We start from the raw sequence: 16,443 nt of genomic DNA, 5'->3' as shown, positions 1-16,443 counted from the left end.
GTTACTCACAAGCCCCCTTTTAATATCTATTGATATTTTAACACATTATCTGATTCTTGCCCATTCATACGGATCTCTGGGCGTATTTTCTTTACTGATATATTTCGCCAAGGTATTGCTCGGAGAAAAGCCCATCATATCCTGAATGGCTGAAATTTCCGCACCATTTTTAACAAGATGTGCCGCAAAAGAATGTCTTAATGAATGCGGCGAAATATCACTGCTTACACCCGCTCTCTGTGCATAGAATTTAACAATCTTCCACACGCCCTGGCGGCTAAGCTGCTTACCATCGCAGTTAAGAAAGACATATCCTTTGTCTTCTCTTTTTCCAAGTAATGCCTTTCTGGCCTCAAGAAGATAAGATGTCACAGCACTTCTTGTCATCTTTCCATACGGAATAACACGGTCGCCTTCCTCTGATTTCATCTTCGGAAGAATAATACACCCAAGTCCCATATCAATATTACTGAGTTTGAGCGAAATAATCTCCGAAACTTTAAGTCCCGTGGAATAAAGCATCTCAAGGATTGCCTTATCTCTTACTCCCTTCGGACTGTCACTGAATTCCTGATTCAAAAGATCCAAAGTCTCTGTGTCGGAAAGAATTCTCGGAGTCTTTTTGGACACAGAAACAGAGGGACTTTTTATGACCTCCGCGGGGTTATCCGGGATATTTCCGTTCTCAACAAGAAATGCAAAAAAATTCTTGATTGTCGTGTTATATCTCACTATTGTAGACGCAGCCATCTTCTTTTCTTTTAAAAGAGCCTGGTACTCCGATATAATATCCTCTGTAACTTCAGTTATATTATGTACTCCGCGTTCTTCAAGAAAACGAACGAACAACAGAGCATCATGTTTGTATGAACCAACCGTGTTTTCAGAATAATCTTTGACGCTTTTAAGGTACTCGATAAATGCGTCAACAAGACATTCCATTTCAGATTTTACCATCTACCAATTCACCTAATCTGCTGTACACATCAAGGCAGTCAAGTGTTGCATAATAATCCATAGGAGTCTCGGCTCTTCGGATAAGTTCAACACTACCGTCCTCTCTGAGAAGCAATTCCGCACTTTTTAGTTTACCGTTATAGTTGTAGCCCATTGCATATCCGTGGGCACCTGTATCATGAATATAGATATAATCTCCCATATCGATCTTGGGAAGTTTTCTGTCAATTGCAAATTTATCGTTGTTCTCGCAAAGTGAACCTGTCACATCATAAACGTGGTCGCAAGGCTCATTCTCTTTTCCGAGAACAGTGATGTGATGATATGAGCCATACATAGCCGGACGCATAAGATTTACCGCGCAGGCATCCACACCGATGTACTCCTTGTAGATGTGCTTCTCATGAATAGCCTTTGTAACAAGAGCTCCGTAAGGTCCCATCATGAATCTTCCCATCTCTGTAAAGATTGCTACATCATCCATTCCTTCAGGTGCAAGAATCTTGTCATACTGCTCCTTAACGCCTTTTCCGATAACATGGATATCATTAGGCTCCATATCGGGTGTATAAGGAATTCCAACACCGCCTGAAAGGTTGATAAATGCAATCTTTGCGCCTGTAGCTTTCTGTACTTCAACCGCAAGTTCAAAGAGCTGTCCGGCAAGCTGAGGATAATACTCGTTTGTAACCGTATTACTTGCAAGGAATGCATGAATTCCGAAACGCTTTGCGCCCTTACTCTTAAGAATCTTAAATGCTTCGATAAGCTGATCCTTTGTCATTCCGTACTTGGAATCGCCGGGGTTGTCCATGATTCCATTACTCATCTTGAACACTCCGCCCGGATTAAATCTGCATGAGATTGTCTCAGGGATCTTTCCGAGTGTCTTCTCAAGGAAAGCAACATGTGTGAAATCATCAAGATTTATAATTGCTCCGAGCTTGTCTGCAAGTACAAACTCCTCAGCGGGCGTATCATTTGACGAGAACATGATCTCACTTCCTTCTGCTCCAACCGCCTTACTGAGAATAAGCTCTGTCTTGGAGGAACAATCGAATCCGCAGCCGTTGTTTCTAAGTATGTCAAGAAGCACAGGATTCGGATTGGCCTTAACGGCAAAATATTCCTTGAATCCTTTATTCCATGAAAACGCGTCATATACTGCCTTTACATTATTTACAAATCCCTTCTCATCATAGATATGGAAAGGTGTGGGATACTTCTTTACTATATCTTCAACCTGTTCTTTAGTTACAAATGCTTTCTTCATAATTTCCTCCGAAAAAATCAACTATTTTCATTTATATAAACTGTGACTCTGTTTTGGATTATATCCGCCACTTCCTCTGCTGTCTTTTGGCCACAGTAAAATGCCGAAGCTTCTTCAGCAATTATATTGGTAATTTCATTATTCATACAATCCAATGAATTTATTGAAACTGTATAATCATAAAACTTGCTCACTTCCTCTTGAGATAATGGTTTCATTTTCACCATTACATGATTTATCTGATCCCATAGCTGAGCGCTCTCATCGTCATCGCTTTTTTCCTTTGTGGCTTCCTGCAGCTCTTCTTCAAATTTTTGTTTTACAGTGGAAAATCCACTATAAGAATCATCTTTGTCCGATAATATAAGTTCTTTTACAAACTCAAGTGCAATATCCTTATGAGCTGTGTTGCTGTTTACAGCATATAATTCGCCGTTTATAGAAGCAATATTTTCTCTGCTGTTATTTGGATAGCCTACAAGCTCGATGTCGTCATTAAATACAAGCTGCTTAAGTCTTGCATATTCATTGAGATTAGAAAAAAGTTCTCTATAGTAGATTCCTTTATCCTCGGCATAGCTCTTATCTATTTCTGCAAGATTGCTGTGTCCGCTTGCTTTATCCGGAAACTTATTTATAAAGTTCAAAAACTCAATAAACTCAGGATTTTTAAAATCACACTTTTTCTCATTCCAATCAATACACTTATCTGCATAATGCGGCATAAGTAAATTGCCATAAGATTTATTATGATTGGAGCCAAAAGCTTTTTCGTAATCAGTACCGTTGCTCTTTATGAGATCATCAAGCTCTTTATATGTAAGTGATTCCTTTCCCTTGGCAAATTTTGCTCTGACAGCACATGTTGCGACTTTAAAAGACGGCATAAATGTATACATTTTACCATCATATTTCATCATCTCGGCGATATTTGGAAGAAGTTCTATTCCCTCCAAAGCACCGCCTTTATCAAATTCAGGTGTAAGATCAAGAAAAATTCCCTTATCAACGTACTTTTTTACATTTCCGTCAACATTTATAATATCGGGCGCTTTTCCGGATATTATATCCATATCCAGTTGCTTTCTTGCTTCTTCCTGTTCATCGTCCGAATATAACTTAGAATAATCAATAACTTCTATTTCATACTTGTCATTTGACCTGTTAAACTTCATTACTTCGCTTTGAACATCCGGCTCAAGCCACATGGTTCCCAAAGTAATTGTAGTCTTATCCGAAACTTCATCGGGATTTTCTTTGGTAAATCTTAAAAGAGAAGTATCATCACCTGAACCTACCGGTAAATCTATAATAAAATCGGTATCACTCAGTGCAACAGCTTGCCACTTGTTTCCGCCCACATACTCTGTTGCCGAATCGATGTTTGAAGCTCTGAAGTCAAGCAGTTTATTCTTTTCTCCGGAATCAGGATCGTATTTGTAGACTCCGTCAGTCCATAAAGCAAATAAATTACCTGCTTTATCTGTAAAAAAAGAATACCGAAGCGTATCACTTATACCACTAAGCGCTTTGTCAGCCGTTTTCTTTTCAAGATCGATAATTACATTGGATTCATCGGTTCCTTCATGGTATATCATCAGGATTCGATCACCCGATAACATTATAAATGAATAAATAATACCGTAATCGTCGTAATCACCGATAACTTTTTTATCAACAAGCATTCCAAAGCCGTTTTTATCATCATATGTCTGAATTCCGTTTGGAGTACATGATACAAGACCGTATTTTTCACTCCACGCCAAACCGCTTATTTCAGAATTCCCGCTGAATTCTTCGGAAACATCCGCTTTAAAAAGCTCTTTTCCCGTAGGATCAAACTTACCAAGAAAAACTTTATCTTCGCCGGAAGACTTATCCAAACATTGCAGATACGCGTTTCCTTCTCCGTCGAACGCACAAGCTGTTATATCACAACCTGTATCAAAAGCCTGTAGCTGTGTGCCGTCAGGATTAAATGAAATGCATCTGCCCTTTCCGTCTTTGGAATTGGCAGCAAGCATGATCTTTCCATTTACATAATCGGCAGAAACAATATCTTCGCCATCAGCAATAATACCTTCAAGGTCTTTCTGTTTAAAAACATGTTCCTTATCAACCTCTCCGCTTTTGGAAACAGCGCTGTCTCCAACGGAAGAACTATTCTTATTTCCGCATCCGGAAAAAGACGTTACACCTAAAGCAAAAACGATGATGCAACATGCAATTCGTTTTAATTCCCTATTTCTCATTATATCTCACTAAAAATGTCTGCTTTACCAGTTAATTAATTATACGAATGCGAATTCATTTACCACTTTAACATGGTAGTGCATAAAAATGCAAGAAAAAAATTATATCGAAAAATCGATTTTCTTATAGAGAAATACTGACTTTATCAATATTTCCTCAGATATCCTCAATTTGCCAATCAATCGGCTCCATGCCATTCTGCTTCAGGAACTCATTAGCCTTGCTGAAATGTTTGCAACCAAAGAAGCCTCTGTATGCAGAAAGTGGACTCGGGTGAGGTGCCTCGAGTATCAAGTGCTTAGGATTATTGAGCATACTCTTTTTCATCTGGGCAGGTCTGCCCCAGAGCATATAAACTACCGGTCTGTCCTGTTCGTTTACTTTTCTGATAATCGCATCGGTAAACTCTTCCCAACCTCTTCCTTTATGAGAGTTAGCGGCATGGGCTCTTACAGTCAAAACGGTGTTGAGCAAGAGTACGCCCTGATCCGCCCATTTTTTCAGATAGCCGTTATTGGGAATCTTGCAGCCAAGATCGTCATTTAATTCTTTATAAATATTCACAAGAGACGGCGGCGGATCTGCCTTACCGGGAAGCACCGAGAAAGAAAGTCCATGAGCCTGTCCCGGCTCATGATACGGATCCTGTCCAAGGACAAGAACCTTAACTTTCTCAAGCGGTGTCAAATGAAGTGCATTGAATATATCCTCAGAATCGGGATATATAACATGAGTACTGTATTCTTCTTTTACAAACTCAAAGAGTTTTTTGTAATAATCTTTATGAAATTCGTCGCTCAATGCCGGCAACCAGTCATTTGAGATCATTGCCATTGTAGTCACAACCTTCTTTCTTTTATAGCCTTACTGAAACGCCTTTGCTCCTTAAGTACTTCTTTACATCACATATCTCAAGTTCCTTGTAATGGAAAAGAGATGCCGCAAGAGCCGCATCTGCCTGGCCTGTTGTAAGTGCATCATAGAAGTGTTCCATTGTTCCCGCTCCGCCTGAAGCAATTACAGGAACATCAACAGCTTCCGATATCTGCCTTGTAAGCTCTATATCATAACCGGCCTTGGTTCCGTCGGCATCCATACTTGTAAGAAGTATTTCTCCCGCTCCAAGTTCCGTTACTTTCTTTGCCCATTCTACGGCGTCAATTCCCACATCAATTCTTCCGCCGTGCTTATAGATATTCCAGCCTGAGCCGTCTTCTCTCTTTTTTGCATCAATCGCAACAACAACGCACTGACTTCCGAATTTGTCAGCCGCTTCAGCGACAAGCTCCGGCCTGTCAATTGCAGCGGAGTTCATCGAAACCTTGTCAGCACCTTCTCTGAGGATTGCCTTGACGTCATCAACTGTTCTGATTCCGCCGCCAACGGTAAAGGGAATGAAAACTTTTTTGGCAACTTCCCTGACCATGTCAGCAACGGTGGCTCTTCTTTCATTTGATGCGGTTATATCCAGGAAAACAAGCTCATCTGCGCCGGCCTTGGAATATGCTTCTCCAACGGTAACAGGATCACCTGCATCCTTCAAATTTACGAAATTTATTCCTTTTACAACCCTGCCGTTATTAACATCGAGACAGGGAATAATTCTTTTTGTATGCATACCTGTGCCCTCCTTATACCGCCAAAAAGTTCTTAAGTATCTGCATTCCTACCTCAGAGCTCTTTTCAGGGTGGAACTGGCAGGCAAATACATTGTCTTTTTCAACGGAAGCTTCAATGCGAACCGAATAGTCGGTTGTCGCTGTAACGATGCTCTTATCTTCTGCCTGAAGATAATATGAATGAACAAAGTATACATACGATTTGTCATCGAGCCCCTTAAAGAGTCTGCCCTCTCTTGGGAAAGAAAGGTTGTTCCAGCCTATATGAGGCACTTTGTAATATGTTCCTTCTTTATCTGTATTGGGAATTCTTACGATTTTTCCACGCAAAATGCCCAGGCCGCTGACTCCCTCCGATTCCTCACTTGAATCGAACAAGAGTTGCAGTCCCAGGCATATTCCCATAAACGGAATGTTCTTATTTATCACCTCTTTTATAGGCGCTTCCATTCCGTATTCCTCTATTTTTTTCATTGCATCGGAAAAAGCTCCGACACCGGGAAGTACAACGTGATCTGCTCTGTATATTTCTTTCGGATCTCTGGTGATGACAGTATCGGCGCCCAAATACTCAAAAGCCTTTTCAACGCTCTTTATGTTACCGGCATCATAATCAATAATTGCTACCATCAGGCATCAAACCCCTTTCAATACTTTCGATGCCTTCGGTGACAATATGCAGATCATTCTTCAAACATCCCTAAAACTTCCATGATTCTGATAGTATAATCTCTGTCTTTCTTAATGGAATTGATCTCATTGATATCTTCCTCAGAAAGACCATAGTTCTCTGAAAGCAACGATTCTATACTATCGTACACGCTAGTCACTTGAATTTCAACATTAAACTTTGTTGCCTCTTCAAGCAGGCCTTCTTTATTACGTTCTGCCATAAGGAGCATATCAAGAGCTTCAACGTCCTTATTCATGGACTTGTAATTCTCGTATCCGTTGAGATATCTCTCTGCCCATGCGATCACTCTTGACCTCTCATACATGGTCTTCTGCTCAGTTGTCATTGTTTTTCCATGAAAGAGCTTATATGCACCTATGAAATCACTCTGAACATATGCAAGCTTAGCTTTATCCGTCGCAGTTTTGACGGGAAGTATAAGCGCCGGAATACATACGAGAATTCCAAGGCTTGCCGCAAAAAACTCCGGAAACAACAATTTTCTTAGGCGCTATAGCCTTACTTGGCGAAGTAGGTTCTTCCGGAGCCTTAGGTTTCTTTTCTTTCTTAGGCTTCTTTTCCTTCGGAGGCTTCTCCTTCTTAGGCTTCTTCTCCTTAGGCGGTTTCTTTGCCTTCTCTTTTTTCTTCTTCTCTTTCTTTGGCTTTGGAGCTCCTGCCTCTCCAAGCTCAGAAAGAACCTTCTGATTCTCATCGGTAAGGCTTGCAAGCCCTTCCGTACCGAAGTCTTCAAAATCATCGTCTTCTTCGGTAAGTACTCTCAGAAGTTTTTGTAAAAAGTTTTCTTTGCGGTGCTTTCTGTGCTTGCCATGCCCGTGTTCTTCAGCATTATCTTCATTTTCCGGAAGATCCATGTCAGGGAGTGCCGAAATTGCATCAAGCGCAAGATCCGTTCCAAGATCGTCAAATCCCGTTTCGGTAATCGCATCAAGAATATCTTCTTTGCTGATTTCCTCTTCCTGAGGTCCAATTTTCTGATCAAGATGCGCCGTATCTTCAAGCGACTCAACTTCATCGTTGGCAAGACTATTCATAAGAGCATCGAGATCCGGCATAGAAACATCTTCGGAATCCTGCATTATCTCTTCTGCAGATATTTCCTGCGGTTCATCGCCAAGAATCTTGGCAACTTCTCCCTCAGTTGTCTCATATGACTCAGTCATACCGCCAAGAAGCTCATCTAAGTTCGCTTCAAGATCGTTAAGATTAATATCGTCTTCTGAAATTTCATCAAGTCCCACAGGGGAATGATGCTCATCTTCTTCTATAAAGCCAAGATCTGTAGCGGATACACTTATTTCTTCGTTATCGGAAGCTCCCTCATCACCGGGTGTTTCCAATGCATCCACTGCATCTCCTTCATTTGATGCATCTGCAGTCTCAGGTGTCGAACCATCCGCATCAGCGCTTCCTTCACCTGTAAGTTCATCCATGTTTAAAAGACTTTCAAGTTCAGAGAGACTGTCTTCCGAGACCATCCCGTTGGCCCCTTCTTCACTTGAAGGTTCCTCTGAAGGAGCACTTTCTCCGCCTGCTTCCTCACCTGCTTCCGCGTTTGATGCTTCTTCATTAGGTGTTTCTTCATTTGTCTCATCGATAGTAAGATCATCAAGACTTTGCAGATCAAGTACATCATCAGATGAATTCGGCTCACCTACTCCCTCTGCCTTTCTTTCTCTGTCGATGATATCGCTAAGGCTGCTCTCCTGTCCGTCAGGCGATTCCATCAAACTTCCTCCCGGCATATCGTCGAGAAGATCTGTAAGGATTTCTTCAGGAGTCTGATCTGCATCAGATTCTTTTTCCAGAATTAAATTATTGTCATCCGGAAGATCCACCTCCGGAGCCATTTCCGCCAAAGCATCGACAAGCTCCGAATCATCTATGATAGGGACTGTCTCCGCAACTTCAGGGATAACAATATCTTCCTGCGCAGCTTCCTCACCGGCCGAAACATCATTCTGCCTGTCAGCTTCATTTTTTTCCGCATCAGCAATTGCCTCATCCAAAGCAATCTCTTCCGCATCACGAACATCTTCTTCCGTCGGTTCATTTCCAACTGTAAATGTCGGGATTTCCGGATCTGTGGGCTTTTGAATATCGTCAAGAAGACTTGCAAGCGAATCGTCAATCAGTTCATCTCTGTCGGCTTTATCCATAAGCTCGCCGACTTCCGCAATTTCCTTATTACCGGTTGAATTATCTATGAGCGCACCAATATCCTCCGATTCACTGTCAAGCAGTTCAGCGGAGTTCTCACTGTGGGCTTTAGAAGACATTCTGCTAAGTGCCGATTGAGGATTACTATTTGATTTTGCTGAATTCAACAAGCTGTCGAGATATTCCTCATCACTAGACTTCATAGTCCTTTACTCTCCTGCATAATATAGTTAACAGAATTCATTTTGATTGATTCCGTTTTATCCTCTATCTCCGGGATGTGCTGGTATAACCTCTCATGAACCCTTATGAGATGTGCTTTCTTATTTATAAAAGTCACTTTCTCAAAAGGCCATCTGACAACAGTCGGATACTCAAGTCCGACACCAAGTTCAAGAACAAGCAAATTGGAATTTAATGTGTTCGTCAGATACTTCTTGTAAATATCCCAATTGCCAAGATATGCACTCTCATTGTATTTAATGTTATTATATTCCTGTCTCTTCTGATTAAGATAAAGCTCTTTTCCGTTCATAACAGGTTTTGGAAAAGAAATATCGCCTGAAAGAACACCGTTATCCGATACGATAATATCGTGAATCTTATTTACAAGAGACATAAATTCTTCGCATTTATCGGCACTGTATAGTTCTCCGTCCGATTCATCGTTCTGAAGATACATGCAATTACCGCATGGATACACGCTTTTTGTTGGATCAAATCCGAACAAAAGTGCATCCTGAAAGCAAATATCACTTACAAGAAAATGCTTTTTATCTCCAATAAGTTTTTTGAGTCCTTTATATGCACTCTCAATTCTCTCATCGGAATTGTAATATGCGTATTCATATTCGATCACGGGTAAAAGCCATTCATTGCCTTCTTTGCCCGAATACTCGATTATCTCTTTATATCTATCGTCATTTTTGAGTCCGTTCTTGACCCAATTCCATTCATTTCCTATTCCGATTATGACAAAATCTGATTTTTCTATCTGCTCTAAAAGTGTTTCAGCCATTATATTTTAGAAAACCTTTGCATTTTATGAATAAATTAAAACACTCCCCTTATTGAGACAGTCACTGAAAACTCGTTTCATAACTGAGCCAACAAAGGGAGTTCAAGTCAGTACGTATCAGCGTGCACTTGGTGCATTTACAAGTTCATCGATAACAGCAACGAGATTTCCGATCTCAGGCTTTGAAAGCTGTCTGTCAGCACCCAAAGATTCGCCTTTTCTTCTCATCTCTTCGTTAACCAAAGAAGAGAATATGATAAGCGGAATCTTCTTAGTAGCATCATCGCTCTTAATAAGCTTGGTAAGTCTGTGTCCGTCCATGATAGGCATCTCGATATCGGTAATGATGCACTTTATATCATCAAGAGTTCCTTTTTCCTTACATGATTTAATGTAATCATAAGCAAGCTTACCATTTTCGAAGTGGATTACATTGTTATATCCGGCCTTATTAAGTGAATCAACAATAAGTCTGTTAAGAAGCTGTGAATCCTCTGCAAGAACGATCGGCACCTCATTTCTGGGTCTTGTTCCGATTTCTTCAAGAGCATCCATATTAAGTCCTGTATTAGGGTTAATATCGGCAACAATCTTCTCAAAATCAAGAATAATAATAAGCTGATTTTCAAACTTTATAATACCTGTGGAGATACTCTCCTCAGTTTTAGAAATTGTAGCATTTGGCTTAATAATATCAGCCCATGATACTCTGTGAATACCAACAACCGCATCAACATGGAATGCGATATCGAGCTTATTGAAGTTTGTAATAATAAATAATCCACCGGGCTGAGAAGCACCACGCTGTAAACAGTTCCTTAGGTCAATCGCCGTAATCATGGTGTCACGTGGCATGAATATTCCTTCAATACTCGGATGAGCATTAGGTACCGGTGTAACCTCCTGATAGACAATTATTTCCTTGATCTTAGCAACATTGATTCCATAGCAATGGTCATCAATCTTAAACTCAAGGACCTCCAATTCATTAGTTCCGTTTTCAAGCAGGATTTTTGATTCCATTCTCTCACCTCACGTGTAAATATAATAGATTAGGATTTTTCGCTTAGAAAGATTCAAAAAATCGAAAACTATCAGATTAAGTATATCTTTAATTAGTATAGCATAGTTTTCTGAAAATAAATACAAAAAAACTAAAAAGACGGGCAGTTGACCATCTTTTTAGTTTTCATTAATAACTTTTTTATACTTTAAATTAATAATTAAAAAAAGATTTGTACTTTCAAAACCGAACACTGAATTATCTCTTCCAGAGTTTCTATACACCTATCTCTTAGGATAAGCCCTCGACCTATTAGTACACATCAGCTGAACATGTTACCATGCTTACACCTTGTGCCTATCTAACCTCGTACTCTACAAGGGGTCTTACTGCTAAAGCAGGGATATCTCATCTTGAGGGGGGCTTCACGCTTAGATGCCTTCAGCGTTTATCCCGTCCGGACGTGGCTACCCAGCCTTATGCATCTGGCGATGCAGCTGATACACCAGCGGTCCGTCCATCCCGGTCCTCTCGTACTAAGGACAGCTCCTCTCAGATATCCTACGCCCGCGCCGGATAGGGACCGAACTGTCTCACGACGTTCTGAACCCAGCTCGCGTACCGCTTTAATGGGCGAACAGCCCAACCCTTGGGACCTGCTACAGCCCCAGGATGCGATGAGCCGACATCGAGGTGCCAAACCACTCCGTCGATGTGAACTCTTGGGAGTGATAAGCCTGTTATCCCCAGGGTAGCTTTTATCCGTTGAGCGATGGCAATCCCACTTTCATACCACCGGATCACTAAGTCCTACTTTCGTATCTGTTCCACCCGTCGGTGTCACAGTCAGGCTCCCTTCTGCCTTTGCACTCTACGAATGGTTTCCGTCCATTCTGAAGGAACCTTTGAGCGCCTCCGATACTCTTTCGGAGGCGACCGCCCCAGTCAAACTCCCCGGCAGACATTGTCCCCGGACCAGGTAATGGTCCTTGGTTAGAAGCCCAGCATCATAAGGGTGGTATCCCAACAGCGACTCATATGCAGCTGACGCCACATACTCATAGTCTCCCACCTATCCTGTACATATAATACCGGACCCCAGTATCAACCTGGAGTAAAGCTCCATGGGGTCTTTCCGTCCTGGCGCGGGTAACCAGCATCTTCACTGGTACTTCAATTTCACCGGGTGCATTGCCGAGACAGTGCTCAAATCATTACGCCTTTCGTGCGGGTCGGAACTTACCCGACAAGGAATTTCGCTACCTTAGGACCGTTATAGTTACGGCCGCCGTTTACTGGGGCTTAAATTCAAAGCTTCGATTGCTCTAACCTCTCCTCTTAACCTTCCAGCACCGGGCAGGCGTCAGCCCATATACCTCACCTTTCGGTTTCGCATAGACCTGTGTTTTTGCTAAACAGTTGCTTGAGCCTCTTCTCTGCGGCCTGATTGCTCAGGCTCCCCTTATCCCGAAGTTACGGGGACATTTTGCCGAGTTCCTTAACAATGCTTCTCCCGTCGGCCTTAGGATTCTCTCCTCATCCACCTGTGTCGGTTTACGGTACGGGTTGTATATACGCTATAGTGGCTTTTCTTGGCAGTCATATCTGATGCTTCACTACTAAAATTCGTTCCCCCTTGCGGGACCGGTTCTTCCTTCCCCGGCTCATCCCTTTTGCCTGCGTCCCCACAGTTCTGATATATACAAGTGCAGGAATATCAACCTGCTGTCCATCGCCTACGCCTCTTCGGCCTCAGCTTAGGTCCCGACTTCCCCAGGGCAGATCAGCTTTACCCTGGAATCCTTGGATATTCGGCCTGAAGGATTCTCACCTTCATCTCGCTACTCATTCCGGCATTCTCTCTTCACAGCGCTCCGCTGCTCCTTTCGGTACAGTTTCTACGCCCCTGTGAATGCTCCCCTACCGATCATATGTACCCGTAGATACATACCATCCCTAGGCTTCGGTGTCGTGTTTCAGCCCCGGTAATTTTCGGCGCAGGACCTCTCGGCTAGTGAGCTATTACGCACTCTTTGAATGTGTGGCTGCTTCTGAGCCAACATCCTAGCTGTCTATGAAATCCCACATCCTTTTCCACTTAACACGTACTTTGGGACCTTAGCCGTAGATCTGGGCTCTTTCCCTTTTGACTACCCAACTTATCTCGTGTAGTCTGACTCCTGTTCACCACCTTATTGGCATTCGGAGTTTGATAATCTTTGGTAAGCGGTGAAGCCCCCGCGGATATTCAGTGCTCTACCTCCAAAAGGTTTGATACAGGGCTAGCCCTAAAGCTATTTCGGGGAGAACCAGCTATCTCCGAGTTCGATTGGAATTTCTCCCCTATCCACAGCTCATCACCACCCTTTTCAACGGATGTGTGTTCGGACCTCCACAGCCTTTTACGGCCGCTTCATCCTGTCCATGGATAGATCACCCGGTTTCGGGTCTATGTATAAAGACTAGTCGCCCTATTCAGACTCGGTCTCCCTTCGGCTATTCACCTTAAGTGCTTAACCTCGCCTCCATACATAACTCGCCGGACCGTTCTACAAAAAGTACGCGATCACACTTCATTTAGATAGTGCTTTCGCAGCTTGCAGGCACAGGGTTTCAGGTTCTCTTTCACTCCCCTCCCGGGGTCCTTTTCACCTTTCCCTCACGGTACTATTCGCTATCGGTCACTAAGGAGTATTTAGCCTTACGGGGTGGTCCCCGCACGTTCAGACAAGGTTTCACGTGTCTCGTCCTACTCTGGATACTGTCTCGCTTCAGTCGCTTTCGTATACGAGGCTTTCACTCTCTCTGGCAGGGACTTTCCATTCCCTTTCTACTAGCAACTTCCATCGATTATACAGTCCGAACCCCAGGGAGCAAGCTCCCTGGTTTGGGCTCTTCCGCGTTCGCTCGCCGCTACTTACGGAATCACTTTTGTTTTCTCTTCCTCCGGCTACTTAGATGTTTCAGTTCACCGGGTTCCCTCTTTAAACCTATGGATTCAGTTTAAAGTGACAGAGGTCTTCTCTGCCGGGTTGCCCCATTCAGATATCTGCGGGTCATAGATTATTTGCATCTCACCGCAGCTTTTCGCAGCTTATCACGTCTTTCTTCGGCTCTTAGTGCCAAGGCATCCGCCCTGCGCCCTACATAGCTTAACCATTTTTTACTTACCGTCTCCGGTAAGCGGTTAGCTGTATAGAATCAGTCGTATCTTTCGATAACTATTCTCTGATACTGATGATATAGCGTTATCATCTCGTATCGTTAAAACTAAAATCTTGATTGTTTCTGGATTTTTCGATGTCTTTTAATCGTAGTTTCTGATTAAAATCTTTCATTCAGTATTCGGTTTTCAAGGTACAAATCTTTGACTGCTTTAGCAGTCATGAGAGATCAAAAAGGGTTTTAATCTCTTATCACTGTTAAAGTGCCTTTTTTATAAATCCGGCAGCCACCTAGCCTCCCATGCAGTTGCCCACATAGTACTTTCGGCCGCTATGGTCTTAACCGTCGTGTTCGGGATGGATACGGGTGTTACCCCATAGCGCATCGCCACCGGAAAGATTCTGTTGCTACGCTCGTGCAGCCAATCGCTCTCTCACCGCAACCGGCATTCGCCGCTTGCTACTCGGTCGCGCTCTTATACGAATTCCTCTTTCCATCTGCATTCTTGAGCAAGCTCAAATGCATCTGTAAAGTGAAATTCCTGCACTCACTTTGACAACTAGATAGTAATGCAACTCCTTACTTTGATTCCGCTTGTTTTCCTTAGAAAGGAGGTGATCCAGCCGCAGGTTCTCCTACGGCTACCTTGTTACGACTTCACCCCAGTTATCAGACCTGCCTTCGACGGCTCTCTCCTTACGGTTAAGTCACCGGCTTCGGGCATTTCCGACTCCCATGGTGTGACGGGCGGTGTGTACAAGACCCGGGAACGTATTCACCGCAGCATGCTGATCTGCGATTACTAGCGATTCCAGCTTCGTGCAGGCGGGTTGCAGCCTACAGTCCGAACTGGGTCGTTATTTTTGAGATTTGCTCACCCTCGCGGGGTCGCGTCCCTTTGTTACGACATTGTAGCACGTGTGTGGCCCAGATCATAAGGGGCATGATGATTTGACGTCATCCCCACCTTCCTCCAGGTTATCCCTGGCAGTCTCCATAGAGTTCCCATCTTACTGCTGGCTACTATGGACAAGGGTTGCGCTCGTTGCGGGACTTAACCCAACATCTCACGACACGAGCTGACGACAACCATGCACCACCTGTCTCGGATGCTCCGAAGAGCTACAGGCATTACCCTGTATTCATCCGGATCTCAAGATCTGGTAAGGTTCTTCGCGTTGCTTCGAATTAAACCACATGCTCCACCGCTTGTGCGGGTCCCCGTCAATTCCTTTGAGTTTCATTCTTGCGAACGTACTCCCCAGGTGGAATACTTATTGCGTTAGCGACGGCACTGAATGTCTATGACACCCAACACCTAGTATTCATCGTTTACCGCGTGGACTACCAGGGTATCTAATCCTGTTTGCTCCCCACGCCTTCGAGCCTCAACGTCAGTTGCTGTCCAGTAAGCCGCCTTCGCCACCGATGTTCCTCCTAATATCTACGCATTTCACCGCTACACTAGGAATTCCGCTTACCTCTCCAGTACTCTAGCCTAACAGTTTCCAAAGCAAGCCCACGGTTGAGCCGTGGGGTTTCACTTCAGACTTGCTAAGCCGTCTGCGCTCCCTTTACACCCAGTAAATCCGGATAACGCTTGCCCCCTACGTATTACCGCGGCTGCTGGCACGTAGTTAGCCGGGGCTTCTTAGTCAGGTACCGTCATCTCTCTTACGAGTCTTTCTTCCCTGCTGATAGAGCTTTACATACCGAAATACTTCTTCACTCACGCGGCGTCGCTGCATCAGAGTTTCCTCCATTGTGCAATATTCCCCACTGCTGCCTCCCGTAGGAGTTTGGGCCGTGTCTCAGTCCCAATGTGGCCGTCCGCCCTCTCAGGCCGGCTACAGATCGTCGCTTTGGTAGGCCGTTACCCTGCCAACTGGCTAATCTGACGCGGGCCCATCTCATACCACCGGAGTTTTTCACACTGTATCATGCGATACCGTGCGCTTATGCGGTATTAACAGTCGTTTCCAGCTGTTATCCCCCAGTATGAGGCAGGTTACCCACGCGTTACTCACCCGTCCGCCACTAAGATTTAACAAGAATCTGCCGAAGCTTCATCAGCGTTAAATCTCCGTTCGACTTGCATGTGTTAGGCACGCCGCCAGCGTTCATCCTGAGCCAGGATCGAACTCTCACGTTTAAAAGTTTAATCCGGCTAAGAACTTAAGCTTGGCTTTTCGTTCTGTCCGTTAATTTACATTTTTCTGAATTATTCTCTTGGAATCTTTCAGGGTTGCATTACTGTTTATTTGTCAAGGTACAAGGAGCCTAAAACCCGCTCCAGTACTGCGT

At 43.5% G+C, this 16,443-nt stretch carries 10 protein-coding genes and 3 rRNA genes; all 13 read right to left on the bottom strand.

Annotation, left to right across the window (positions count from 1 at the left end; genetic code table 11):
* Positions 1–45: 45 nt before the first annotated feature.
* The 13 genes from CD00_RS17000 to CD00_RS0102800 all read right to left on the bottom strand — a co-directional run bounded on the left by CD00_RS17000 (position 46) and on the right by CD00_RS0102800 (position 16,291).
* On the bottom strand, positions 46–957 hold the full coding sequence (locus tag CD00_RS17000) for a tyrosine-type recombinase/integrase (RefSeq protein WP_051594063.1): 912 nt from the start codon (positions 955–957) through the stop codon (positions 46–48).
* Positions 944–2,233, bottom strand: a complete 1,290-nt coding sequence (locus CD00_RS0102855; protein WP_026654536.1) for a diaminopimelate decarboxylase — start codon at positions 2,231–2,233, stop codon at positions 944–946. The genes CD00_RS17000 and CD00_RS0102855 overlap by 14 nt, the downstream gene beginning before the upstream one ends.
* Positions 2,234–2,247: 14 nt before the next feature.
* The gene (locus CD00_RS0102850) at positions 2,248–4,482 is read right to left on the bottom strand and encodes an ABC transporter substrate-binding protein (RefSeq protein WP_026654535.1); all 2,235 of its coding nucleotides are present in this window, start codon (positions 4,480–4,482) and stop codon (positions 2,248–2,250) included.
* Positions 4,483–4,639: 157 nt separating this feature from the next.
* Positions 4,640–5,317, bottom strand: a complete 678-nt coding sequence (locus CD00_RS0102845; protein WP_026654534.1) for a uracil-DNA glycosylase — start codon at positions 5,315–5,317, stop codon at positions 4,640–4,642.
* 22 nt (positions 5,318–5,339) lie between these two features.
* Positions 5,340–6,101 (bottom strand): imidazole glycerol phosphate synthase subunit HisF, encoded by a 762-nt coding sequence (hisF, locus tag CD00_RS0102840; RefSeq protein WP_026654533.1) that lies wholly within the window; start codon positions 6,099–6,101, stop codon positions 5,340–5,342.
* Positions 6,102–6,114: 13 nt separating this feature from the next.
* Positions 6,115–6,732 (bottom strand): imidazole glycerol phosphate synthase subunit HisH, encoded by a 618-nt coding sequence (gene hisH, locus CD00_RS0102835; protein WP_026654532.1) that lies wholly within the window; start codon positions 6,730–6,732, stop codon positions 6,115–6,117.
* Between the two features lie 53 nt (positions 6,733–6,785).
* On the bottom strand, positions 6,786–7,271 hold the full coding sequence (locus CD00_RS0102830) for a hypothetical protein (RefSeq protein WP_026654530.1): 486 nt from the start codon (positions 7,269–7,271) through the stop codon (positions 6,786–6,788).
* A complete protein-coding gene (locus CD00_RS0102825; protein ID WP_026654529.1) occupies positions 7,186–9,156 on the bottom strand; it encodes a hypothetical protein in 1,971 nt (656 codons plus the stop codon). Before CD00_RS0102825 ends, CD00_RS0102830 begins: the two co-directional genes overlap by 86 nt.
* Positions 9,153–9,971, bottom strand: a complete 819-nt coding sequence (locus CD00_RS19045) for a hypothetical protein (protein ID WP_026654528.1) — start codon at positions 9,969–9,971, stop codon at positions 9,153–9,155. The genes CD00_RS0102825 and CD00_RS19045 overlap by 4 nt, the downstream gene beginning before the upstream one ends.
* 117 nt (positions 9,972–10,088) lie before the next feature.
* On the bottom strand, positions 10,089–10,994 hold the full coding sequence (locus tag CD00_RS0102815; RefSeq protein ID WP_026654527.1) for a chemotaxis protein: 906 nt from the start codon (positions 10,992–10,994) through the stop codon (positions 10,089–10,091).
* Positions 10,995–11,266: 272 nt separating this feature from the next.
* Positions 11,267–14,132: ribosomal RNA gene (locus tag CD00_RS0102810) — 23S ribosomal RNA — on the bottom strand.
* A 284-nt stretch (positions 14,133–14,416) separates the two neighbouring features.
* Positions 14,417–14,534, bottom strand: a 5S ribosomal RNA gene (gene rrf / locus CD00_RS0102805).
* A gap of 212 nt (positions 14,535–14,746) precedes the next feature.
* A 16S ribosomal RNA gene (locus tag CD00_RS0102800) occupies positions 14,747–16,291 on the bottom strand.
* Together the 16S, 23S and 5S rRNA genes form the textbook arrangement of a ribosomal RNA operon.
* Positions 16,292–16,443 lie beyond the last annotated feature (152 nt).

Source organism: Butyrivibrio sp. AE3003 (assembly GCF_000686065.1).
GTDB classification, from domain to species: Bacteria; Bacillota; Clostridia; order Lachnospirales; family Lachnospiraceae; genus Butyrivibrio; species Butyrivibrio hungatei_A.
Note: the sequence above shows the minus strand (reverse complement) of the source record. Positions and strands in the feature narration are given on the sequence as shown.